Source organism: Halorarius litoreus, from assembly GCF_024362405.1.
In the GTDB taxonomy this organism is placed as follows: domain Archaea; phylum Halobacteriota; class Halobacteria; order Halobacteriales; family Haloarculaceae; genus Halorarius; species Halorarius litoreus.
Genome location: NZ_CP101454.1, coordinates 837,789 through 861,734 on the forward strand (window position 1 = coordinate 837,789; position 23,946 = coordinate 861,734).

Here is a 23,946-nt window from a genome sequence, read left to right on the forward strand (position 1 = left end):
GAACCTTTATCGGACGCGGCGTGAGATGTAGGGACGAATCATGTCCGACGAAGACAGCACAGCCGCTAGTGGCGGTGATTTCGAGGATATCGAGTACACCGTCGAGGACGGCCTGGCCCAGATCGTCATCGACCGACAGGAGAAGGGGAACACCCTCAGGCCGGAGACGCTCGCGGAGGTCGACGAGGCACGGGTTCGGGCGGAGGCCGACGACGCCGTCCGGGCGCTCGCCATACGCACGGCCGGCGACCGGTTCTTCTCCTCGGGGGCGGACCTGAACAGCGTCCTCCCCATCATCGAGTCCGAGGACTCCGACGCCGTCGTCGAGTTCAACGAGCAGTGGCACCGCGTCTACGACGCCTTCGAGAACTCCCCACTCCCGGTCATCGCGGGCGTCTCGGGGCAGGCGCTCGCTGGTGGGCTCGAACTCACGCTGGTCTGTGATCTCGTGGTCGCGACCCCGGAGGCGACGTTCGGCGACCAGCACATCAACTTCAACCTCATCGGCGGTGGCGGCGCGACCCAGCGACTCTCGCGAATCGTCGGCGTGCGCCGCTCGAAAGAACTCCTGCTCACCGGCGATGCCATCTCCGCCGAGACGGCGAAGGAATGGGGACTGGTGAACCGCATCACCGAGGAGGACGAGTCGCTGGAGGAGGCCGTCGCCGACCTCGGAACACGCGTCGCCGAACACCACCCGCTCGCGTTGAAGCGACAGAAGTACCTCGCGAACGAGAGCCTGCGGACCACGCTGGACGACGGGCTGAAACTCGAACGGGAGATGGCGAACATCCACCTGCTGTCGTCGGCCGCGAAAGAGGGGCTCCAGCGGTTCATGGACCGCTAACGCCGCAGACCGTCACTCGATACCTTCCTGCTCCCGGATGGCGTTGCGCCGAACCTTCCCGGTGACCGTCAGCGGGAGCGCGTCGACGAACTCGATCTCGCGCGGGTACTCGTACTGTGCGAGTGCATCTTTCGCCCGCTGCTGGAGTTCCTCGACCAGGGCGTCGGAGGGCTCGTAGCCGCCGCCGAGTTCGACGAACGCTTTCGGCACCGCCCCCCGGAGGTCGTCCGGGACACCGATGACGCCGACGTTCACGACGGCCGGATGGCCCGCGAGCACGTCCTCGACCTCCTTGGGGCCGATGCGGTAGCCCGCCGAGATGATGACGTCGTCGTTGCGGCCGACGAAGTAGTAGTAGCCGTCGGCGTCGCGTTTCGCGAGGTCACCCGTGAACAGCCAGTCGTTCTGTACGGTTTCAGCCGTGGCCTCCGGCTTGTTCCAGTAGCCCTTGAAACACTCCGGGTCGCCCTCGTACTTGACGGCGATCTCGCCCACCTCGTCGACCCCGACACGCTGGTCGCGCTCGGCGGCGTCGAACAGCGCGACGTCGAGCCGCCCGAGCGAGGGCTTCCCGAGCGCCCCCTCGCGTTTCGGGTAGAGCGTCGAGATCTCGTTGACGATGTTGACGGCCTCGGTCTGGCCGTACACCTCGTGGACGACCGCTCCCTCGAAGGTGTCCTCGGCCCACTCGCTGATCTCGTCGCCGAGCGACTCGCCGCCGGACCAGATGCTCCGAAGGCTCGTGAGGTCGTAGTCGGCCGCAGCCTCCGTCTCCTGCATCATCATCCGCAACGCCGTCGGCGGGATAAACGAGACGGAGATACCGTAGCGCTCGACGAGCTCGAACGTCTCGACGGGGTCGAACTTCCCCGTCGCGTTGTACGCGACGACCGGCCGGCCGTGATACAGCGTCGTCGCCATCGTCGAGTAGAGCCCGGCGACCCAGGCCCAGTCGGCGGGCGACCAGATGACGTCGCGCTCGTCCAACTGGAAGTTGCAGTAGCTGGCGAGGTAATCGGGGAGGAGCCCGAGCACGAGTCGGTGGGCGTGGACGACGCCCTTCGGGTCGCCCGTCGTCCCCGACGTGTAGATGATAGAGGCGGTGTCCTCGGCGGCGGTGTCGACGGTGTCGAACGCGTGAGAGGCGCCGTCCTGGGCGGTCCAGAAGTCCGTCTCGTCGGCCTCGTGGTCGACGGCCCCGACCGTGAGCACGGTTTCCAGGTCGTCGAGCGATGCCCGGACGTCTCTGACGGTGTCGACGTTCTCGGCGTCGACCACGAGCGCCTTCGCCCCACTGTCACGGAGGCGGTACGAGAGGGCGTCCGGACCGAACAGGGAGCTCAGCGGGACCGACACCGCCCCCAACTTCCACGCGGCGAGGTGCGCCATCGCCGTCTCCGGCTTCTGGGGGACGTTGACCGCAACCCGGTCGCCACGTTCGATACCCTGTTGCTGGAGATAGTTCGCGAGCCGGTTGGTTATCTGTCTAAGTTGCCAGTAGGTGAACGTCCGGGGTGCTTCGTCGGTGCCGTCGCCGAAGATGGCGACCCGACCCTTGTCGTCGGCCCAGCGGTCACAGAGGTACGTCGCGAGGTTGAACCGCTCGGGGACGTCGTGTTCGAACGATTCGACCAGCTCCTCGTAGCTGTCCCACTCCTCCTCGTAGAAGGTGTACGCCTCGATGTCTGGTACCGACGGCATAGGACGTATCCTGGTGCGAACTCACATAGGTGTATCCCCGCGGTCGCGTGTGGGGACGGTTAGCACAATATTTAATACCGTGCGAACCAGCCTTCAGGTAGTCCAGCTTAGAGGACACTCCGACCAGAACGATGGATTTCAGTAAGACCGAGACACAGCGGATGATCGCGGAACAGCTACGCAACTACGTCGACGAGAACGTCATCGGTCAAACGCAAGACTGGGACTCGAAGGAGAACTTCCCGGAGGACGTCTACCAGGACCTCATCGACATGGGCGTGATGGGCGCACTCCTCCCCGAGGAGCTCGACGGTGACGACCTCGGCATCATGACCGGCGGCATCATCATGGAGGAGCTCGGCCGCGGTGACGTCGGGCTGGCCAACGTCGTCCACAACCAGATCCTCGGGAACGTGACGCTCGGCCGACACGGGAACGAGAAGCACAAGGAGATCGCCGCGGCGAACGTCCGCGGGGAGAACAAGCTCTCGTTCGGGCTGACCGAGCCCGACCACGGCTCGGACGCGCTCGCCATCGAGACGAACGCCGTGAAGGACGGCGACGAGTACGTCATCAACGGCGAGAAGATCGCCATCACCTCCTCGCAGTACGCCGACTACAACGTGACGTTCTGCCGGCTGGGCGACTCGGACGACTTCCGGGCGTTCCTCACCCCGCTCGACGCCGACGGCGTCGAGGTGCTGCCGTACGAGGCCATCGGCACGGCCATCGACGGCTGGGGCCAGATCTACTTCGACGACGTGCGCGTCCCTGCCGAGAACATGGTCTCCGAGCGGAACGCGTTCAAGATCGCGATGGAGACGTTCGACTACACGCGGCCGTGGATCGGCTTCCTCTGTATCGGCTGTGCGCAGGCGACCGTCGACCAGACCGCCGAGTACCTGAAGGAGCGGGAGACGTTCGGCAAGCCGGTCGCGACGAACCAGGGGCCGCAGTTCCAGCTCGCGGAGTTCGAGACCAAACTCGACTGTGCGCGGCTGAAGTGCTACGAGGTCTGCTGGCGGCTCGAGAACGACCTGCCGCACACGAAGGACGCCGCGATGTCGAAGTGGTACTCCGCGGAGGTGAGCTTCCAGGTCGTCAAGGAGTGTACCGTCCTCCACGGCCACTGGGGCTACTCCCAGGAGTCGGGCATCGGCCAGCGGTTCTCCGACATCATCGGCAACGTCATCGCCGACGGCACGCCGCAGATCCTCAAGCACATCATCGCTCGCGAGATGCTCGGCCGCGAGTACGTCCACCACTGACCGACCGGTTCGACTTCGTTCTCTCGCGGTCCGCTTCGTGTGTCCGGTCGACCTGTAGCGACGTTTTGTGTCCGGTCGACAGTAGCGATTGCCTAGCGTGGGAGCCCCCGGGGAAAGCTATATGCTGGTCGCAAAGAACCTCGAACTAGATGAAAGAGCAGATAGACCTCAGTGGTGACGTCGCGCTCGTGACGGGCGCGGCCGGCGGCATCGGCAGTGCAGTCGCGGAGGAACTGGCGAAGGAAGGAGCGACGACGGTCGTCACGGACGTCTCCGTGGAGGAGGGAACGGCGGTCGCGGCGGACCTCGACGAGTCGTACGACGCGACGGTGGTGTTCAGACAACTGGACGTGAGCGACTACGACGCCTGCGAGACGGTCATCGGCGAGGTGGTCGAGGAGTTCGGGAGTATCGACGTGCTCGTCAACGTCGCCGCCGGTGGCCTGCGCGACCACGGCTCGCTGAAGCCGTTCTACGAGACGACGCCCGACGACTGGCAGATCCAGTTCGACGTGACGTTCCGCGGGCCAGTGAACACGACGCACGCCGCCATCCAGCACATGATGGAGCAGGAGTCGGGCGCGATTGTCAACTTCATCTCCGAGGCACACAAGGGCCAGGAACGGGGCGACGACAAGCTCTACGCCTCGTCGAAGGGCGGCGTCGCGGTGTTCACGAAGGCGCTCTCGCGGGAGATCGGAGAGTTCGGCATCCGCATCAACGGCATCTCGCCGGCGGCGACACACACCCCCGCGACGACCGAACTCATCGAGAAGCACGGCGACCGGATGCTGAAGAACTACGCGCTGAACCGGCTCGGCCAGCCCGAGGACTCCGCGTACATGGCCGTGTTCCTCGCCAGCGACGCGGCCGACTGGGTCACCGGGCAGGTCATCAGCGTCAACGGCGGCTACTCGTAGGGTAGTTTGTAGGTCGACGAGTCCGCTCCCGGGTCAGTCCGGGAAGTCGACGATTCCGTCGTCGAGCAGGTCACCGAGTACCGTGCGGGCGTGGCCGGACGGCTTCACGTCGGTGTAGACGTCGTAGATCTCGCCGTCGACCACGACGAACGTCGTCCGGGGTGTTTTCCCGTCCGCACGCAACTCCACGCCGAACGCCGCCGCCACCTCGCCGTCGGGGTCGGCGAGCAGGTCGACCTCGATGTCGTGGCTCGCCGCGAAGGCCGCGTGCGACTCCACGTCGTCGACCGAGACGCCGTACACCGCCACGCCCACCTCCCGATACGTCTCGAGTTCCGCCGTGAACTCGACGGCTTCGGTCGTACAGCCCGGCGTCTCGTCTTCGGGGTAGAAGTAGACGACCGTCGGGTCGTCGAACGCGGGACTGACCTGGGTGCCGTGCTGGTTCGGTGCGGTCACCGTCGGGGCGGGGGCCCCCGTTTGGAGTGGCATACCTCGACGTACACGCCGCGGGAGCAAAACCGTTGGTGGCGCCGTCGGGGGTGTGTGAGCGCCACCCATAGATATAACTTGGCTGCTGCGCACTCTCGGTTATGTACCCAGCGAGGTCGCTACTGTACGTACCGGCAGGGAACCGAAAGTGGGTGGAGAACACGCCCTTCGAGACGGACGCCGACGGCGTCATCTTCGACCTGGAGGACGGGACCGTCCCCCAGGACAAACAGAAGGCCAGGGAGCTCGTCAGGGAAGCGCTCCCGGAACTGGACCAGACGGACACCCACATCACCGCCCGGGTCAACGCGCCGGAGACCGGCTGGTTCGAGGACGACATCGCGGAGATACTCCACCCGAACCTGGACGCGCTCGTCCTCCCGAAGGTCGACTCCGAGGCGTACGTCGAGTACGTCGACAACGCGGTGACGTACGTCGAACGCCGCCGTGGACTCGAGGAGGGCCACACCAAACTGTTCCTCCTGCCGGAGTCGGCGTACGGCCTCTACAACCCCTACGAGATCTGTACGGCAAGCGACCGGGTCGCTTCAATCACCGGCGGGACGACCAACGACGGTGACTTCAACCGGGCGCTCGGCTACGAGTTCACGACGGAAGGGCTCGAGTCGCTGTACGCGCGGTCGAACGTCCTCGCAGGGGCGAAGGCCGCGGGGCTCGAACAGATCATCTCGGGCGTCTGGACCGACATCGACGACGTCGAGGGGCTGCGAGAGCATGCGGAGTTCGCGCGCCAGCTCGGCTACGGCGGCTACGAGATCATCCACCCCTCGCACGCGTCGGTCGTCAACGACGTGTTCACGCCCGACGCCGAAGAGATGCGCGAGATCCAGGCGATGGTCGACGAGATCGAGGACGCGTTCGAGGCTGGAAAGAGCATCATCCGGTGGAACGGCGAGATGATCGACCGGGCGCACTTCCGGACGGCCAAGAAGAAGCTCGAACGCGCGAAGATGTACGGCGTCCTCGACTAGGAAACGGGAGTCTACTTCTCTTCGGCCATCTTCTCCTGGACGAAGTCGTAGGTGCGGCTGAGGTCCGTCGGGCCACCCATGTCGGCCGCGACGAATCTGAACAGGTGGCGGACGTTCGAGGCGAGCATCCCCGGCGTCGCGTTGTCCTCGAGGAACTGGTCGACGAGCCGGAGGTCCTTGTCGGCGATGCCGATGCTTCCCTGGATGTCGTACTGGCCGTCGAGAACGTGAACCGGGATGATGTACCGGGTCGCGGTGCTGCTACCGGCGCTGGCGTTGATGACTTCGAGGAGTTTCTCGCGATCGAGTCCGGCGGCGTGGCCCGCGACGACGGCCTCACATGCCGCGTAGAGGTTGTTGTACGTCAGGTAGTTGTTGAGGAGTTTGACCACGTTCCCGTCGCTCGGGCGGTCACCGACGTGGAAGACCCGGCTGGAGAACGGGTCGAACAGCTCGCGGTGTTCCTCGAACAGCTCGCGGCGACCAGCGACCATGGCCGTCAGCTCCCCCGCCCGCTGGTTACCGCTCGCGGGGGCCCCGAGGAGGTCGACGTCGTGCTCCGCGAGCATCCGCTCGAGTTCGTCCGTCGCGTCGGGGAGCCCCGTCGTGACGTCGATGAGTGTCGCTCCCGGGTCGAGCGTTTCGAGCAACCCATCGGGGCCGGAGACGACAGCCTCTACCTGGTCGGGATTGACGAGAACGGTGAACACCACGTCGGCCTCTTTGCCGACGGCCGCCGGCGAGTCGGCACCCTGTGCGCCGCTGGCGACGAGCGAGGCGACGGCTTCGTCTCTGATGTCGTAGACAGTCATCTCGTAGCCAGCAGAGAGGAGGTGTTCGGCGATCGGCTTCCCGAAGTTGCCTAGCCCAATGAATCCTATCCGTGTCATCACTTGTCAAGAAGTAGCGTACCGATAAATAAATTTTTGGGTACCATCCCACTCGTAGTCATCTATCGGCGGCGCTTCGCCCACCTGCCGACCGGACGCAACTTTATAACAGAGGAGAGTAAACCGGGTAGACGAGTCATGGTAGACAGCGACACGCAGATACTCGACGTGCACTCGCACTTCTCGACGGAGGAAGGGTTCGTGTTCCAGAACCCCGACGACTCGGACACCTTCGGCGAGGAGTTCGACCTGAAGAGCGAGGCCGAGATGGTCGAGGACCTGCAAGCGGCGAACGTGAAGCCGATGCTCGATTTCGGCTTCACGGCGACGGTCGAGGTCGACGTCGCCCGAGAGAAACACGACTACTTCGCGGACATGTACGCCGAGAACCCCGACGCGTTCCTCGGCCTGTGGGTCCAGCTCGACCCGCGCCACGGCGACGAGGCCGTCGCGGAGTTCGAACGGTGTCTCACGGAGCTCGACCTCGGCATCACCGGCTTCACCATCAACGGGTCGACGACGAACACGCCCGCGGACGACGAGCTCCACGAGCCGTTCTACGACCTCTGTCTCGAACACGAGGCACCGGTGCTCATCAACAACGGCTACTCCGGGCTCGGGGCGGGCCAACCGGGTGGCGGTGGCCACCTCGTCGAGCCGTGCCATCCGAAGTACGTCGACCGCGTCGCGGCGGACCACCCGGAGCTACAGATTATCGTCGGCCGCCCCGGCTGGCCGTGGCAGGGTGAGACCATCGCCACGCTGCTGCACAAGGGGAACGTCGTCGGCAACGAGCTCCACGGCTGGCGACCGAAGTACTACCCCGACGAACTCAAGTACGACATCGGTCGCCGGCTGAAGAACAAGATCATGTTCGGCGGCGATTACCCGCTCATCGACTACGAGACGCTCCGAAGCGACTGGGAGTCGATGGACCTCAGCGACGAGGTCCTCCAGAAGGTGTACTACGACAACGCCGCGGAGGTACTGGGGCAGTTCGGCGACCTCTGAGACCCCTAGCTCCGGCCGCTGAGCGACGGCGACAGGAGCTGCGACTGACCCCCGCCACTACCTTTATGATATCCCCACGGCCAGTAGAGCCATGGCGAGAACTGCACTAGTCACTGGCGGCAGCGGGGGCATCGGGAGCGCCTGCGTCAGGGCGCTGGCAGCGGAACACGACGTCGCGTTCCAGTACTACTCGAACGAGGCGGCAGCGGAGGCGCTCGTGGACGAGCTCTCGGGCGGAGAGACGCGTGTGCTGCCCGTCCAGGCGAACGTCGCCGACCAGGCCGACGTCGAGTCGATGGTCGAGACGGTGACCGACGAGCTCGGGCCCATCAGCATCCTCGTCAACAGTGCCGGCATCATGAAGGGAGACGGACTCGGCGAGCTGTCGCCCGAGACCATCGAACAGATGGTCTCCATCAACCTCGTCGGGACGCTCCTGTGTACGCGTGCGGTGCTCCCGGTGATGGCCGACGCGGACGTCGGCCACATCGTGAACGTGAGCTCGACCGCCGGGAGCCACGGGAGCCACGCCGACCCGGTGTACGCCGCGACCAAGGGCGGACTCAACGCGCTCACCCTCTCGCTCGCGAGCGTCCACACGAAGGACAACATCTTCACCAACGCCGTCGCACCGGGCGCGACGGAGACCGACATGTTCCCCGGCGAGTGGGTCGAGGCCGCCGAGAAGGGGTATCCGCTCGGTCGGCTCGTCCAGCCCGAGGAGGTCGCCGACGCCGTCGTGTTCCTGACGGAAACAACCAGCATCTCCGGAGAAGTGGTCGAGATCGACCAGGGGAAGCTCCTCTGAGAGGAGGCGAAACGAGAGATGCCGACGAACGCGCACGTAGTTATTTAGCATTGCCTGCAGTTGGATAGCCATGCACACTGTCGACATCCGCGACGGCGACCTCGTCGTCACCGCGGGATACACCGCCGGACGGCTCCTCGAAGCGGTCGCAGACAGCGGCGCCTCGGTCTCGGTTCTCGTGGCGGGGCCCACGTTCGACCGGGAGTACGTGGGCCCGAGCCTCCGAACGTTCGCCGCCGAGGCGCCGAACGCGTCGCTCCAGGTGTTGTTGCCGCAGGGGGAGACCCTCTCGCTCGTCGACGACGGGATGGCGGCGTACGTCCCGTCGCGGTCGCCGGACCAGACCGAGCTGGTCCGCCGGACGATGGCCCGTGCCGACCGCGTCGTGGCCGGCTTCGAAACGTCGGTCCCGAAGAACGGGACGCTCACGCCGGGGGCGTGTGGACTGTTCACCACGACGGTACTGGGCAGCGCGGACGTGACCGTCGCGGAGGTCAACCCGAACGCTCCTCGCCTCCCGGGGCTGTCGTTCCGGGCCGACCGGTTCGATCACCTGCTCGACGCCGAGTGCGACCTCCCACGGACCGAACGACCAGCTGTCGACGCCACCTGGGCACAGGTCGGCGAGAACGTCGCCGGCATCGTCCCGGACGGCGCGACGGTCGAACTCGGCGTCGGTCGCGTCTCCGAGGCGGTAGGCGCGGCGCTCACCGACCACGACAATCTCGGGGTCCACTCGGGGCTGGTCGCCCCGCCGGTCCGCGACCTCATCGAGTGCGGCGCCGTCACCCGCGGGACGCTGGTCGCAGAGCGGCGCGATGACTGTCCGCTCGACTACCCGATACTCGCGAACACCGTCCTCGGCGACGATCAGGCGTTCTACGACTGGGCCGTCGACTCACGGACCGTCGCGCTGAGTAACATGCGGAAGACGACCGACCCGTCGCTCGTCGCGTCGAACCCGAAGTTCACCGCCATCAACGGTGCCCTGCAGGTCGACATCCAGGGACAGGTGAACGCGGAGCGGGCAGGGGGACGGCAACTCGGGACGGCCGGTGGCCAGCCGGCGTACTTCCGGGCCGCCCGCAAGAGTAGCGGTGGGGCTGGCATCGTCGCGCTCCCCAGCAAGCGGGCGAACGGCGGCTCGAACATCGTCCCCTCGCTGCTCGAAGATAGCGTGGTCACGACGACACGCCTGGACTACGACTGCGTCGTCACGGAACACGGCGTCGCCCGGCTGTTCGGCGAGGAGATAGCGGGGCGGACGGAGGCGCTCATCGGTGTCGCCCCGCCCGACGAGCGAGCCTCGCTCTCGCACACGGCCGAGACGTTCGGATTGCTGTAGCGAACGAAGCAGCCGAACGAGAAACACGGCAGCATGCTGTACCACGGCCTCGAACCACTGGCCGGTGGCGGGCCGTGGCGCCGCAGACCCGGGCGTCCCACTCGCCTCCTCTCCGATACGGAAATAGCGAACGTGGAGTAGAGACCTCAGACAGCTGCCAGCGCCGACTACGGCACGGTTCGGGAGTACAGCCGTGTGTATTGATAGCATGACTGTCGCGATTCCGACCGAGAAAACCCGCAGAATATACGAGATATTCGAAATGGCCGAATGCATCCATTGTGAACGTTCGTGTGGGATAGTTCCCACCCGCTCCGTCAAGACGGAGTCAACGACTGGCCACACCATAACAGACGTACGTCCGTTATATTACGCCCAGAACGCAACGGGAACAGCGTCGAGCCACGACCGACGCAGCTCTCCTCGTTCCGATATGTCGATGGCTGCCATCCGCTGGTTTCCGGGGAGTCGTGCCACGTACGAGCTGGAACTACTGGATCGGGCTGACGAGCAGCGTGACCCCGACCTGTCGCTTCAGGCTAGGACTGGGGAGTGCCAGTAGAATTCGGCCATGTCGAATATTTTGATCGGTACCTCCCACACGGTACGCAACCCAGGACAGTCGCCGAGGGAGTGTGCCGTACAATCGGTGATCGGCGTCCTCCCTCGGTGACCCTTGGCTCCAGCACCTGGGCACAGAAGCTGGGCACGGCTTCTGGTTCTTACACGAGCGAGCGGACGAGTATCCGACGACAGACCCACCGAATCAGAGAGAATAGATTGTATTTTTCCGAGAGTACGCCACAGGAGAGTCACTCATTAATGAGCGAGTTTTCAGGTTTAAAGCGTTCAAACATCATCATTAGATATTTCGACCAGAGAAGAATATACCGAAATTATTAGAACATTCGGCGCCAGCAAGCACCTCACTGAACGGGCTATTTGGGAGTTTATCGAGTCCCCATCGAGCGTGGCTGAGAGTCCAAAATTCTAAATTTTTCAATACGGCACTATTACAATCTATTAGATTTCCGCATTGCCGTCTGCACGCATCCAGGTTCGGTCCTCACTAGCCGTCACGAGAACGACCCACAAGCCACCAAAACACTTCTGCCACGCTGAGCCGAAGGCCGCTGTATGCGTATCGGCCTCATCTCGGACGTCCACGGGAACCTCCCCGCGCTCGAGACGGTGCTCGACGATATGCCACCCGTCGAGCAGGTGGTGTGTGCCGGCGACGTCGTTGGCTACAACCCTTGGCCGCGGGAATGTCTCGAACGCGTCCGAGAGACGTGCTCAGTCGTCGTCCAGGGGAACCACGACCGGAACGTCGAGACGCCCGCTCGCTACGAGCACAACGAGATGGCCCACGCAGGGCTGCAACTCGCCCGCGAGGAACTCACCGACGAGCAGCGCGACTGGCTGGCAGCGTTGCCACCGCGCGACGACGTCGAGACGTACCGACTGGTCCACAGCCACCCTGACCCCGAAAAGCTCGGGCGCTACGTCCGTCCACGGCAGTTCTCGAAGCTGCGACCGTATCTCGACGAGTACGATGGGCTCGTGCTCGGCCACACACACGTCCAGCACGAGGCGATGGTGGACGGGCGACTGATCGTCAATCCCGGGAGCGTCGGCCAGCCACGCGACAACGACCCCCGAGCGGCGTACGCCGTCCTCGATACCGACACCAACGAGGTGGAGCTTCGACGTGTCGAGTACGATATCGACCGGGTCATCACGCGGGTGGAGGAACTCGGCCTGCCAACACGGACTGGCACCCGATTGCTGAGCGGCTAGGCCAGCGGTGAGAGGTCGCCGACTCGTTCTTCGAGTGCAGCGAGCACCGCCGTGCGTACCGTCGCCGGGTCGTCGCAGTCGAGTTTCGCGACCGCCGCGCCGGCGTGCCCACCCGACTCGCCACCGAACCGTTCGGCGAGCGGCGCAAATAGGTCCGGAAGCTCGACGCCCCCAGCTCGGGCCCGGCCGACGACCCACGTCCGCTCGTCACGGTCGGAGACGACGAGCGCGACGTCGGCACCCGCACCACGAAGCGCGTGGGCGGCAGCGGTCTGTTCCCCACTCACCTCGGTGAGCAGCACGAGCGTCCGGTCGGCCCGATAGCCGTCCGCGCGAACGACGGCCTTCGTCGCGGCGACCCGCTCGCCGAACGATGGCTCGCGGTCGAGGAGCGCGGGCAGCACGTCGACGCGCTCGCCGGCCGCCTCGAACAGGCGACCGGCAATCTGAAACTCGGCGGGCCGGGCGTCGGTCAACGACCCGGTGTCGTCGAGCAGACCCGCTGCGAGCGCGACGGCTGCGTCCGGTGGCGGCCTCCGGTCGAGCGCATCGAGTACCTGGGCGACGAGCGCTGCTGTCGCGCCCGCATCGGTGTCGACGTACGCTGCGGTCGCCCGCTCGGCGAGGTCGCCCGGTTCGTGGTGGTCGACGACGACGGGCGCGGGTCCGACGTCGACAGGCGCGACCCGGTCGGCGCTCGGCGCGTCGACCACCACCACTCGACCGGTGGTCGTGGCGTCGACCGCGTCGGGTCCGAGGGTGTCGACGTCGAGTGCGTCGAGCAGTCGCGCTCCGCGGGCCTGCACGCCGTCCGGGAGGACGATGCTGGTGGCGGCGTCGAGCGAGCGGGCCAGCCCCACCGCCGAACCGAGCGTATCCAGGTCGGCGTGGCCGTGGGTGACGACGACCACCTCGTCGTGACCGCGGAGCGCCGCCGCCACGGCTGTCGGTTCGTCCATGCGCGGACTGGGTGAGCCACCGGCAAAAGTCCGACGCGGCCACGAGTGTCGGTGGCACGTCGCGGCCGCGGAGCGCTACTCGAGGATACGGAGACAGCACAGGCTGACTGGCGTATCTCGCGACGGCTCGACCCGGCCCGTGAGCACCCCATCGGTACCTGGCGCCAACAGCTCCGGGAGCAGCCCCTCCAGTTGGTAGGCGCCCCGCAGTTCGAACGCTTCGTCGACGGTGGCGTGGCCGAACCAGCCGACTGACGCCCGGTCGGCGACGGCGAGCCTCCGACCGTCGAAGCAGGGGCCGAGCGCCTCGCGGACGGCGTCGTGGTCGAACGGCCGCTCGTCGGGGGCGGGGTCCGCGGTGTAGTCGACGTCACCAGCGACGGGCACCGCGACGCCACCAGCCAGCAGGCCGTAGACGGCGCCGGCGTCGGTCGGGAACGCGAGCGACCGTCGGAGCGCGTCGACGAACGCCGCGGCGTAGTCGGCGGCCAACCCCTCGGCGTCGACGAGCCCCGCGTCCAGCGGAAGCAGTGTCGCGGGGGTCGAGGCGAGGCGGTCGAGCGCCCCGGGGTCGTCGTCCGGGAGCGTCACCACCACGAGAGTCGGGGGGCCGTCGTCGTCCGCGACGGTCGCCGCGATGTCGACCGCTCCGGGGTCGCCGGCGTCGAGCGTCACCACTCGGAGGTCGGCGTCGTCGAGTCCCACCGGGTCCTCGAGGTCGGCGTCGACTGCCATGCGCCGAATCTCGAGGTCCGTCTCCGGGCGGGCGTCGTCCGTGAGGACGCGCCGAGCGCCCGTCGGCCCACAGCCGACGTAGAGGATTCGCGGTGGCCCGAACTCCTCGGCGACGTCCGCTGCCGCCTCGCGATGGGCCGCCAGCGCATCGGCCACGAGGTCGTCCATAGGGGTGACTGGGGACACATCCCGCTTCAATTTTCGTCAGACATCTGCCCGCGAACGCAGGCGGACGGCGCTCGTCGACGAGGGGTAGCGGTTCGGCCGGCGCCCGACGTGGCGCTCGGCTGGCTCGGAACGTCTGACGAACAGTAATGTGTCAGCAGGACACACGGATAGACATGGAACGAACCGTGACGACCGAAGCGACCGCTCGACGTGAAACCGCCCCCGAGTTGGCACGGGTCGACCTGACCGTGACCGCCGGCGGGGAGTCGGCGGCGACGGCGCGGGCAGCCGTCGACGACCGGGCAGCGAGCGTCCGCGAACCGCTGACGACGGTCGTCGACGCTGCGGACGTGCGGACGACCGGCCAGCGCATCGAGTCGACCGGCGAGGTGTTCGACCCGCGCGTGGACGACGCGTTCCAGGCGACGGTCGAACTCACCGTCGACTGCGTCCCCGAGACAGCCGAAGACGTCGTCGTCGCCGCTACCGACGCGGGTGCGACGGTCGACCGCGTCGAGTGGCACCCACACGAGTCAGTCTGTCGGCGACTCCACGACGATGCGCTCGAGGCTGCGACCGAACGCGCCCGCGAGAAAGCCGAGCGCGTCGCCGCCGCCGAGGGGCTGGCGGTGGGGTCGCTCCGGGAGGCCACGACGACCGACTCGGTCGGCGGAATGCAGTCCATCGTCGACGAGGCGCTGTTCGACGGGGGAGACACCGCGTTCCAGCCGACGCCGATCACCGTGGCCGCGAGCGTCGAGTGCGTGTTCGACCTGGAGTGATGGACCGCGTCGCCGACCGACTGTTCGTCGGGACGGCGGCCGACGCCACCTCGCTCGACGACGGCGTCACGGCCGTCGTCTCGCTGACCCACGACGTGCCGACCGTCGACCCCGAAGCCGCCGTCGTATCGGTGCCGCTGGTCGATGGCCCGCAGTGTGACGCCACGGCGTTCGGCCGCGCCGTCGACGAGACGCACGACCTGTTGACGGCCGGCGAGACGGTACTCGTCCACTGTGCGGCCGGGGCCTCCCGCAGCCCGTCGGTCGCGGCGACGGCACTCGCACTCCATTCAGGGCAGGGGCTGGACGCCGCCTTCGAGCAGGTCGCCGATGCGCGGGCGGCGGTCGACCCCCACCCGGCGCTCGTCGACCGGGCAGCGACAGCCTACGTCGACCGACGTTCGCCGTAGTTGTACCCGGTCTCATTCGGTCCTGCTCGCGATGCGGTGGCGTCGTACTTCGGCGAGAGCACTGCCCAGGTCGTTTAGGAACTGGAGACGACTGGTCGAGGGAAGATACCCTCGCCTCGGTGGGTGCCGAGGTCGAGCGACAGCCGTTCCGAATAGTAACAGAAGTATATGATGTTGTCATAAATATACGAGTTCGAGAATTTTTTCGGTGCCTTCCCGTTAGGTGTGGTCGAATGCCGAGAGACGCACTTAGACGGTACTTTGATACCGAATTGTCGTTTCTGGTTTTTATCATCGCTTCACCCCATCACACGAGTGTTTGGTGTGACTATACACATCGAAAACACCATATTTAGATGTTTCAGAGGTTCTAATTCAGGTCGAAGATATCAGACGCCCCGAAAGCGACAGGATTTTTATTAAATTTACTCTCCAATAGTATCTACATGATATTTTGTCGTGTAGAGTAGTCGCCATACTCCGTACGCTCGGGGGCAGTCCGAGCGGTCCCGGACGGTCGAGCGACATCTCTAACTCGTCGCACGCAGACGTGCGTGTATGCAACGACCAGTGCTGGGTAGCGCCCCGCAGGTCGCGAAATCGGCGTTCGTTTCGGAGATGGCGTATCTCGTCGGCGATGTCGAGGTGGGCGAGCGGTCGAGTCTCTGGCCGTTCGTCTGTCTCCGCGGCGACGGCGGGGCGACGGTCGTCGGTGACGAGACCAACGTGCAGGAGTTCTCGATGCTGCACGGCGCGACCATCGGCGACCAGGTGACCATCGGTCACAACGTGGTCGTCGACTACGCGACCGTCGAGACCGGATCGCTCGTCGGGATGTCCAGCACCGTCCAGAAGGACGCCGTCGTCGAGTCGAACTGTCTCGTCGCCGCCGGCAGCCTCGTGACCGAGGGCCAGACGATTCCCGAGGGACATCTCGCCTACGGTGCGCCCGCGGAAACACGGCCCATCGAGGACGACCACCTGGCGGAGCTCGACCGGGTGCAGGAACTGTACGTGGAGCACGCCGAGACGTACAAGAACGCTGGGCTGGAGTAGCGAGACGGCGACGAACGGGTAAAGCTATTGTACCCGCGTGAGCCAGTAGCACACGAGGTCATGCCAGCCGATTCAATAGCGGATAGTGAGCGCATCGTCCACGAGCCCTCGCGGGAGTTCGTCGAGTCGACGAACGTCTGGCAGTTCATGCAGGCGTACGACATCGCAGACTACGACGAACTCATCGAGCGCACGACACAGGAGGTCGAAGGCGTCCCGGATTCGGGCGTCGACTGGTTCTGGGACGAACTCGTCGACTACCTCGGCATCGAGTTCTACGAGGACTACGACACAATCCGCGACCGCACCCGCGGCCCGCAGTTCGACGAATGGTACAAAGGAGGAAGCATCAACCTCGCACACAACGTCGTGGACCGCCACGCTGCCGCCGATTCAGAGACGCGCAACAAAGTCGCCACCATCTGGGAGGGTGAGGACGGCGAGATTCGGGAAGTGACGTACCACGAACTCGCCCGCCAGTCGAACAAGGTCGCGAACTATCTGGAGTCGGTCGGCATCGAGACGGGCGACACCGTCGGGCTCTACATGCCGATGGTCCCGGAAGTCGTCTCCATCCTCTACGGCTGTTTCAAAGTCGGTGCGATTGCGGTCCCCATCTTCTCCGGCTTCGGCGTCGATGCCACCGCAACCCGCCTCGAAGACCCCGAGTGCTCCGTCCTCTTCACGGGTGACGGCTTCTACCGCCGCGGGAGCGAAATCACGCTCAAGGGCACCGCCGACGAGGCTATCGCGGACGCCGACACCGACGTCGAGAACGTCGTCGTCTTCGATAGACTCGGCGCGGACATCCCGTGGACCGACGGCCGCGACCAGTGGTGGGCCGACGCGGTCGAATCGCAGGATGACGCCTACGACACCAAAGAACTCGACGCGGGCCAGGAGTCGATGCTGCTCTACTCGTCGGGGACGACGGGCAAGCCGAAGGGTATCGTCCACACGCACGCCGGCGTGCAGATGCAGACGGCCAAAGAACTCTACTTCGGGTTCGACCTCAAACCCTCGGACCGCTTCTTTTGGGTCTCGGACATCGGCTGGATGATGGGGCCGTGGACTCTCATCGGCAACCACACGTTCGGCGGCACCATCTTCATGTACGAGGGCGCCCCCGACCACCCCGAGCCGGACCGCTTCTGGGCGATGATCGACCGCCACAAACTCACCCAGTTCGGCATCTCCCCCACTGCCATCCGAGCCCTGCGGAAGAAGGGCGACGAGTGGCTGGAGGGCCACGACCTCTCCTCGCTCAGACTCCTCGGCTCCACGGGCGAGCCGTGGGACCCCGAGTCCTGGCAGTGGTTCTACGAGCACGTCGGCGGTGGTGACACACCCATCATCAACATCTCGGGCGGGACCGAGATCTGCGGCTGCTTCCTCATGCCCATGCCCATCAACTCACTGAAACCCTGTACCCTGGGTGGCCCCGGGCTGGGGATGCACATCGACATCGTGAACAGCAAGGGCGAGTCCATCGCGGACACCCACGAACGCGGCTTCCTCGTCGCCCGCGATTCGTGTCCCTCGATGACCAAATCACTCTGGTCGGGCGACGAGCGCTACCTCGAGGAATACTGGTCGTCGTTCGAGGACCTCTGGGACCACGGCGACTGGGCACAGAAAGACGAAGACGGCTTCTGGTTCCTGCATGGGAGAGCGGACGACGCGCTCAACGTCGCCGGCCGCAAGGTCGGCCCCGCCGAAGTCGAGGGCGCGGCGATGGAACACGACGACATCAATCAGGCGACTGCGGTGGGCGTCCCCGACGACACCACTGGGACGGCAGTCGTCCTCTACGTCATCGTCGAGGACGGCGTCGCAGAGACCGACGACCTCCGCGACGAAGTGCGAGCGATGGTCGGCGAGGAGCTCGGCAAGCCGTTCCGCCCGCGCGAGGTGCTGTTCGTCGACGAGTTCCCGAAAACGCAGAGTGGAAAGATCATCCGGCGAGCGGTCCAAGCGACCTACACCGGCGAGGACCTCGGCGACATGTCCTCCATCGAGAACCCGGGAGCGCTCGAAGACCTCGACGACGCACGGTAGCCTGACAGGAGTCGGGCTGTTTTGAGAAAAGCGTTCGGTGCCGGGTCAGGCCTCGGCGAGCGGGACGGAGATGACCGGTCGGGTGGTCGAGAGCAGCACGTCCTGTGCGGTCGAGCCGAACACGATCTTCCCGGTCGGGCTGCGTTTCCGCACCCCGATGACGAGCTGGTCGACGTCGTGCTCGTCCGCGTACGACAGGATCTCCGTCGACGGGTCGCCGGCCTCGATGACGGTGTCGATGGTCGCGACGCTGTCTTCGAGGTGTTCGGTCGCGAGGTCGAACAGCGCCTCCGCGTCCTTCTCTGCGCGGTCGTACCAGCCGTCCGGACGGTCGCGGCCGCCACGGGACGGACTGGTCTTCTTCTCGGTGTACTCGACGACGTGCAGCAGCGTGACGTCGGCACCCTCGTGGGCAGCGGCGACGTACTCGGCGACGGCCTCGGTCTGGGTCTCGGTGGCGACGGTGACGAGCAGTGACGATGGCATGGTTCTTACTGGCTCCGCTCGGCGTAGGGCGTGACGCCCGCCGCCTCCATCTGGTCGTGGAACCGCTCCCTGCGGGCCGTCCGTTCGCGCTCCGACATCCGTTCGCGCGTCCAGATCTCCCCGCTGGTGTCCTGGTGGACGTCGACCGACTCCACTCCGGGGAGCGAACCGACGCGCTCGCAGATCTCGTCGTCGATGTCGAGGAAGTAGGTGCACCGCTGGGAGGTCAACAGCACCGTGATCTCGACCGCGCCGTCCTCGACCTCGATGGCTTCGATGAGCCCGAGGTCGACGATGTTGACGGGATGCTCGCTCATGCAGCTACACGGGTCGAGCACCTTCATCAGCTCGTCACGGATGGCCGCCTTCTGCTCGGTGTCGAACGTCTCGTCGGGAGTGATGGCGCTGGACATGGTCAGTCGTCGGCCGAGAGCGTCGCGGTGTCAGCGTCGTACGTCGACCACGCGTCCGCGGGGAACTCGCCGGTCTCCTGCAGTTCCTGGCGGCGCTGGTCCCACTCGTCGCCCTCGATGTCCTTCTTCACCTGTTCGGGGTCCTTCCCGAGCAGGCGCAGCGCGTTCCCGCCGAGGATCTTCTCCTTGTCCTCCTGGGTGACCTCGGGGTAGTCCTCGCCGGCCCGCAGGTCCTCGGGCATCTCGAAGTTCCAGATACCCTCGATGGGCGGCTGTGGGTGGAGCGCGGTCGCTCCGCCGGCGTAGACGATGCGGTCCGGGCCGGCCCAGTAGAGCATCTCGCCGAGCGCCCGTGCGAACTTCTTCGGGCGGGTGTTCACCAGACACGCCGTGTTCTCGAGGTTCGCGTAGACGTTGTCGTGGCTCGCCATCGCCAGCACCGTCTCCTCGATGAACGAGAAGCCGGCGTGGATGATCTCGAAGTTGAGGTCGGGGAAGGAGTTGGCGGCGTCCTCGACGTCGTCCGGAGTGAAGTAGCGCACCGGTGCGGTCGCGAACGGGATGAACTTGTGGATGGCCAGCGTGTCGACCTCGGAGTCGGCGATGCGCTCGAGCAGCGGCCAGACCGAGTCCTCCGTCAGCTGCAACGAGAGGTCGTTGCCGTTCTGGTACCGCGCGGGGTAGAACTTGATGCCCTCGACGCCGTCGCGGCGTGCGAACTCCTCGATCTGGTCGCCCGCGTCGTCCTCCAGCGGGTTGATGTCGACGTACATCGACGACCGGTTGGGGTTCTGTTCGAGGAACTCGAACCCCTTCTCGCGGGAGACGTAGCCGTCGTGGAAGTAGTCGTCGAGCGGGAGCGAGTGGTACACCGTGTAGTCGATCTGGCTCTCGAGGAACAGCAGTCGTGCCAGCTCCTCCGGCTGGTGGTCACGGTAGAACACCTCCTCCGAGGGCACGTAGCCGTCGGGGAGCAGTTTCGCACCGAGTTCGAACGTCTCGTCGTCCCATCGCTGTGCGTGTGGGTGCTTGTGGTTCTCCGGGGTGTGGTTGAAGCAGTGTGACACCGAATCAACCACTAACGCGCCACTCTCTAGCATACTGTGTGCACAGTCCAGGTATTATCTATTAAACCTTGGGGTCTTTGGCATAGACTAAGCAGTTAAATGTTTGCGGAGACCGTCCGGGACGCTGAGGCGTCGTGTCCGGGTCGTTCGACCACCCGAAGTTTCTTGCCGAACTACGGCAATCGTCCACCTGGTTATGCGAGCACAGCCGTACCCAGCCACTCGACTAGCCCGACGGTCGTGGGGGACCGTCGGTCGCATCGCCGACACGATCACGCCTCACCGCCCCGGAGAGACGGGACGGGTCGAACCACCGGCGGCACCGACGCTCGACCCATGACCGGGCGACTCGACGGCCAGGTCGCCATCGTCACGGGTGCGTCCTCCGGGAACGGGCGAGCCATCGCCCGGCGCTTCGCCGAGGAGGGGGCAGCCATCACGGTCGCCGACGTGCGCGAGGACCCCCGGCTCGGCGGCGAGCCGACCCACGAACTCATCGAGGAGAACGGTGGCGACGCGATGTTCGTCGAGACCGACGTCAGTAGTCTCGAGGACCTCCGAAACGCCGTCGACGAGACGGTCGAGCGGTTCGGCTCGCTCGACGTGATGGTGAACAACGCCGGCGTCGAGCGACAGCTCCCGGTCGGCGAGGTGACCGAGGAGGACTACGCGTGGCTCATGGACATCAACCTCAAGGGCGTCTACTTCGGCTCGCAGGTCGCCATCGAGGCGATGCGGGCACAGGACGCCGGGGGCGTCATCGTCAACATGTCCTCCATCGGTGGCATCCGCGGGCTGGAGAACTCCTCGCTGTACTGCACGTCGAAGGGGGGCGTGACGAACCTCACCCGCCAGCTCGCCATCGAGCAGGGACCACACGACATCCGGGTGAACGCGCTCAACCCCGGCTTCATCGAGACCGCGATGACGATGGAAGACGGCGAAACCGCCGACGGCATCCTCGAACAGACGCCGCTGGGCCGGGCTGGCCAGCCCGAGGAGGTCGCCGAGGCCGCGCTGTTCCTGGCGAGCGACGAGTCGTCGTTCGTCACCGGTCACAACCTCGTGATGGACGGCGGCTTCACGGCCTGAGTCGCACGGGCGAGCGTAGGAACGTTTATTGGGTAGTGATACGGTGTATCACGCGTATGCTGTCGGTAGAGGGGCCTCTCTGTAGCGTCGACCTTGGCGCACAGGAGGCACGCACCGTGACCGTCGACTCGGTCCTGGAATCGTTCATCGGCGGCAGAGGTGTCGCCACGAAACTCGCCCACGAGCGCGTCCCGTTCGACGCCGACCCGCTCGGCCCGGAGAACTCGCTGATATTCACGACGGGGCCGATGCAGACGTCGAACATGAGCTTCACCGGCCGGATGAACTGCACGGGCGTCTCGCCGCTCACCGGCGGCCTGCTCTCCTCGAACGCCGGCGGGTTCATGTCCCGGCACTTCGCCGACACGGGCTACGCCGCGGTCGAACTCACCGGGGCGAGCGACGAACTCGTCGTCGTCCACGTCACCGACGAGGGCGTCGAGTTCGAAGCCGTGCCCGACCTCGAGGGGGCGACCGTCCCCGAGACCACCGCCTACATCGAGGCCGAACACGAGCTCGACAGCGAGCACGTCGCCTGCATCGGTCCCGGTGGCGAGAACCAGGTCCGGTTCGCGTCCATCATGACGACGGAGACGCGGGCGTTCGGTCGTGGCGGGCTCGGCGCCGTCCTCGGGTCGAAGAACGTGAAGGCCGTCACCTTCGACGGCGACTCGCGCCGCGAGGTGGAGATTCCCCCGATGCACATGGACGTCCACCGGGAGGCGGCCACCTCGGACCACATCATGAAGGAGCAGGGGACGACGAGCGTCACCGACCTCGCCAACGAGGTGAAGGCGCTCCCGACCCGCTACTTCTCGGAACTGGAGTTCGAGGGCGTCGAGGGCATCAACGGCGACCGCGTCGCCGAGAAGAAGTACAAGAAGGGCACCTGTTCGTCGTGTGCGTTCGCCTGCAAGCTCCCGACGAAGGACGAGGAGGCGGGCGTCGAGACCGAGGGGCCCGAGTACGAGACGGTGATGTCGTTCGGCTCGAACTGCAGCGTCGACGACATCGTCGACGTGATGAAGTCCAACGAGCAGTGTGACCGCTACGGCCTCGACGCCATCTCGTGTGGCAACGTCGTCGCCGCCTACCTCGCGGCGAACGACGAGTTCGGCAACGTCGAGCTGATCCACGAGACCGTCGAGAAGATCGCCCACCGCGAGGGCGACGGCGACCTCCTGGCAGAAGGCATCGACCGCTTCCACGAGGAGCTCGGCGTCAAGAACTGGACGGTCAAGGGGCTGGACTTCGCTGCCCACGACGGACGCACGCTCAACGGGCAGGGGCTGAGCTACGCCGTCGCCAACCGCGGCGCGGACCACATGTTCACCACGATGTACGCCTGGGAGTACCCGCTCGTCGCCAGCGACGAGGCGCTCCCCCCGACGGGGCTCGACGGCAAGGCACCCCACGTCGTGAAGCAGGAGAACGCGCGGGCGCTGGAGGACTGTGGCGTCGTCTGCCGGTTCTCGCGGAGCTTCATGACGCCCGAGCGGTTCGAGGGGCTGTTCGACGCGGACTACGACGACCTGCTCGCCATCGGCTCGCGGGTCGTCGAACTCGAACGCCACTTCAACAACCAGCGCGGGTTCGACCGGGCGGACGACACGCTCCCGTACGACCTGCCCGACTTCGAGGCGGCACTCGACGAGTACTACGCCCAGCGCGACTGGAACGCCGACGGGACGGTCCCCGACGCCGCGGTCGGCGACGACCCGGTGTCGGCGGACTAGTCCTACCTCCCCGTCGGGCTCCGGGGAGAGACACAGTGAGCGGATTTTGATACTGCGACACCAGTAGCACGATGTGCGTTGCAGGCGAGGACGGCTCCGAGGGACTCGGTACGTCAGGACGCGTTAGCGCTGGGCGCTTTCTGCTGCGTCCCGGATGGTGAGGCGGCAGTCGGCGGTGATGGTGACCGACTGTCCCTCGTAGCCAAAGGTGAGCGAGAGATCGTCCAATAGGCGACCATCGCGAGACGGGCGAAACAGTCGCTCGACCGCATCGCAGTCCACAGCAGCGTGGAGCAGTGGCACGTCGTGTGGCTCCGTCCGCAACGCCCGCCCAAGGGCACGGACGATTCCTTCACACGTCCGCCCCGCTCGCATGTAGGTGCCGATGTCGTAGGTGCGCGCTCCAGCCGACGCCACCCCATCCTCGTCTGGCTGTTCGTCGATTACCGTGAGGGGTTCCTCGTTCATAGGTGGGGCTAGGGACGCGTGGTACTCGTCGTGTCAGACTGAATCCACGCGGCGGGGTTCTCCGCTTCGTAGATGATGTACTCGCCGCCGGCAGTTCGAAGACAGGCGCACGAGTGGACAGCACGTCCGGGGGGGTCTGCTGCGTTGTCGGTCATGGATGCGTCACCGATGGTGGGGCTGGACGTGGACGAGCGGGCCGGTGACAGCCCGGCCCACCCCGGCTGCCGACGGACCCGACCCGTGGCGTGCTCGGGGTCGCTGCCGCTGCCGCCCAACACCCGAGCATCGTCGAACGCGGTATAAAGTGTTGTTCGAGCTTGCTACCAACGTGGTGTCCACCTCGCGTCCAAACACGGGAACGTCGAAGCGCGCCGGAGCGCACCGTTACAGTACGCTTTCAGGTGACAGAGCCAGCCCGCCGAGCGGAACAGCGCCCGCTGCA

At 65.8% G+C, this 23,946-nt stretch carries 24 protein-coding genes; 14 read left to right on the forward strand and 10 right to left on the reverse strand.

Annotated features, from left to right (window positions below; all coding sequences use genetic code 11):
* Positions 1–40 precede the first annotated feature (40 nt).
* Positions 41–847: an enoyl-CoA hydratase/isomerase family protein gene (locus NL126_RS04255; RefSeq protein WP_255197673.1), complete on the forward strand. Its 807-nt coding sequence runs from the start codon at positions 41–43 to the stop codon at positions 845–847.
* Positions 848–859: 12 nt separating this feature from the next.
* Here NL126_RS04255 and NL126_RS04260 read toward each other — a convergent pair whose 3' ends face one another.
* Entirely contained in the window at positions 860–2,548 is a 1,689-nt protein-coding gene (locus NL126_RS04260) for an acetate--CoA ligase (protein ID WP_255197674.1), read from the reverse strand.
* 131 nt (positions 2,549–2,679) lie between these two features.
* On the opposite strand from NL126_RS04260, the gene NL126_RS04265 reads away from it, so the two are divergent.
* Positions 2,680–3,816, forward strand: coding sequence for an acyl-CoA dehydrogenase family protein (locus tag NL126_RS04265; protein ID WP_255197675.1), 1,137 nt, complete (start codon positions 2,680–2,682; stop codon positions 3,814–3,816).
* 149 nt (positions 3,817–3,965) lie between these two features.
* A complete protein-coding gene (locus NL126_RS04270; protein ID WP_255197676.1) occupies positions 3,966–4,736 on the forward strand; it encodes an SDR family NAD(P)-dependent oxidoreductase in 771 nt (256 codons plus the stop codon).
* A gap of 33 nt (positions 4,737–4,769) precedes the next feature.
* On the opposite strand, the gene NL126_RS04275 is transcribed toward NL126_RS04270, so the two are convergent.
* On the reverse strand, positions 4,770–5,228 hold the full coding sequence (locus NL126_RS04275; protein WP_255197677.1) for a peroxiredoxin: 459 nt from the start codon (positions 5,226–5,228) through the stop codon (positions 4,770–4,772).
* Between the two features lie 101 nt (positions 5,229–5,329).
* On the opposite strand from NL126_RS04275, the gene NL126_RS04280 reads away from it, so the two are divergent.
* Entirely contained in the window at positions 5,330–6,220 is an 891-nt protein-coding gene (locus NL126_RS04280; protein ID WP_255197678.1) for an HpcH/HpaI aldolase/citrate lyase family protein, read from the forward strand.
* A gap of 11 nt (positions 6,221–6,231) precedes the next feature.
* Here the strand turns inward: NL126_RS04280 and NL126_RS04285 are convergent, their stop codons facing one another.
* Positions 6,232–7,110, reverse strand: a complete 879-nt coding sequence (locus NL126_RS04285; RefSeq protein WP_255197679.1) for an NAD(P)-dependent oxidoreductase — start codon at positions 7,108–7,110, stop codon at positions 6,232–6,234.
* 138 nt (positions 7,111–7,248) lie between these two features.
* On the opposite strand from NL126_RS04285, the gene NL126_RS04290 reads away from it, so the two are divergent.
* The 4 genes from NL126_RS04290 to NL126_RS04305 all read left to right on the forward strand — a co-directional run bounded on the left by NL126_RS04290 (position 7,249) and on the right by NL126_RS04305 (position 12,074).
* A complete protein-coding gene (locus tag NL126_RS04290) occupies positions 7,249–8,121 on the forward strand; it encodes an amidohydrolase family protein (RefSeq protein WP_255197680.1) in 873 nt (290 codons plus the stop codon).
* 91 nt (positions 8,122–8,212) lie between these two features.
* Positions 8,213–8,929 (forward strand): SDR family NAD(P)-dependent oxidoreductase, encoded by a 717-nt coding sequence (locus NL126_RS04295; RefSeq protein ID WP_255197681.1) that lies wholly within the window; start codon positions 8,213–8,215, stop codon positions 8,927–8,929.
* Between the two features lie 70 nt (positions 8,930–8,999).
* Positions 9,000–10,274 (forward strand): acetyl-CoA hydrolase/transferase C-terminal domain-containing protein, encoded by a 1,275-nt coding sequence (locus tag NL126_RS04300; protein WP_255197682.1) that lies wholly within the window; start codon positions 9,000–9,002, stop codon positions 10,272–10,274.
* Between the two features lie 1,137 nt (positions 10,275–11,411).
* Positions 11,412–12,074: a metallophosphoesterase family protein gene (locus NL126_RS04305; protein WP_255197683.1), complete on the forward strand. Its 663-nt coding sequence runs from the start codon at positions 11,412–11,414 to the stop codon at positions 12,072–12,074.
* Here NL126_RS04305 and NL126_RS04310 read toward each other — a convergent pair.
* Positions 12,071–13,033 (reverse strand): DHH family phosphoesterase, encoded by a 963-nt coding sequence (locus tag NL126_RS04310; RefSeq protein ID WP_255197684.1) that lies wholly within the window; start codon positions 13,031–13,033, stop codon positions 12,071–12,073. The genes NL126_RS04305 and NL126_RS04310 overlap by 4 nt on opposite strands.
* A gap of 75 nt (positions 13,034–13,108) precedes the next feature.
* Positions 13,109–13,936: a hypothetical protein gene (locus NL126_RS04315; protein WP_255197685.1), complete on the reverse strand. Its 828-nt coding sequence runs from the start codon at positions 13,934–13,936 to the stop codon at positions 13,109–13,111.
* Positions 13,937–14,109: 173 nt separating this feature from the next.
* On the opposite strand from NL126_RS04315, the gene NL126_RS04320 reads away from it, so the two are divergent.
* The 4 genes from NL126_RS04320 (at position 14,110) to NL126_RS04335 (ending at position 18,242) form a co-directional block, all read left to right on the forward strand.
* Positions 14,110–14,718: an SIMPL domain-containing protein gene (locus tag NL126_RS04320; protein WP_255197686.1), complete on the forward strand. Its 609-nt coding sequence runs from the start codon at positions 14,110–14,112 to the stop codon at positions 14,716–14,718.
* Entirely contained in the window at positions 14,718–15,128 is a 411-nt protein-coding gene (locus tag NL126_RS04325) for a dual specificity protein phosphatase family protein (protein ID WP_255197687.1), read from the forward strand. Before NL126_RS04320 ends, NL126_RS04325 begins: the two co-directional genes overlap by 1 nt.
* Positions 15,129–15,686: 558 nt before the next feature.
* A complete protein-coding gene (locus NL126_RS04330; protein WP_255197688.1) occupies positions 15,687–16,184 on the forward strand; it encodes a gamma carbonic anhydrase family protein in 498 nt (165 codons plus the stop codon).
* Positions 16,185–16,244: 60 nt separating this feature from the next.
* The gene (locus tag NL126_RS04335; RefSeq protein WP_255197689.1) at positions 16,245–18,242 is read left to right on the forward strand and encodes an AMP-binding protein; all 1,998 of its coding nucleotides are present in this window, start codon (positions 16,245–16,247) and stop codon (positions 18,240–18,242) included.
* 45 nt (positions 18,243–18,287) lie between these two features.
* On the opposite strand, the gene NL126_RS04340 is transcribed toward NL126_RS04335, so the two are convergent.
* The 3 genes from NL126_RS04340 to NL126_RS04350 are packed head-to-tail and all read right to left on the reverse strand — an operon-like array spanning position 18,288 to position 20,241.
* On the reverse strand, positions 18,288–18,728 hold the full coding sequence (locus NL126_RS04340) for a universal stress protein (RefSeq protein ID WP_255197690.1): 441 nt from the start codon (positions 18,726–18,728) through the stop codon (positions 18,288–18,290).
* Positions 18,729–18,733: 5 nt separating this feature from the next.
* Entirely contained in the window at positions 18,734–19,141 is a 408-nt protein-coding gene (locus tag NL126_RS04345) for a metal-sulfur cluster assembly factor (protein WP_255197691.1), read from the reverse strand.
* A 2-nt stretch (positions 19,142–19,143) separates the two neighbouring features.
* Entirely contained in the window at positions 19,144–20,241 is a 1,098-nt protein-coding gene (locus NL126_RS04350; protein ID WP_255197692.1) for an amidohydrolase family protein, read from the reverse strand.
* 303 nt (positions 20,242–20,544) lie between these two features.
* Between NL126_RS04350 and NL126_RS04355 the strand changes: the two genes are divergently transcribed.
* Entirely contained in the window at positions 20,545–21,300 is a 756-nt protein-coding gene (locus tag NL126_RS04355) for an SDR family NAD(P)-dependent oxidoreductase (protein ID WP_255197693.1), read from the forward strand.
* Between the two features lie 56 nt (positions 21,301–21,356).
* Positions 21,357–23,036 carry an aldehyde ferredoxin oxidoreductase family protein gene (locus NL126_RS04360; protein WP_255197694.1) on the forward strand — a complete coding sequence of 560 codons (1,680 nt, stop codon included), beginning with the start codon at positions 21,357–21,359 and terminating at the stop codon, positions 23,034–23,036.
* Between the two features lie 123 nt (positions 23,037–23,159).
* Here NL126_RS04360 and NL126_RS04365 read toward each other — a convergent pair whose 3' ends face one another.
* Positions 23,160–23,504 carry a HalOD1 output domain-containing protein gene (locus NL126_RS04365; protein WP_255197695.1) on the reverse strand — a complete coding sequence of 115 codons (345 nt, stop codon included), beginning with the start codon at positions 23,502–23,504 and terminating at the stop codon, positions 23,160–23,162.
* Between the two features lie 8 nt (positions 23,505–23,512).
* On the reverse strand, positions 23,513–23,659 hold the full coding sequence (locus tag NL126_RS22105; protein ID WP_434084157.1) for a DUF7331 family protein: 147 nt from the start codon (positions 23,657–23,659) through the stop codon (positions 23,513–23,515).
* Positions 23,660–23,946 lie beyond the last annotated feature (287 nt).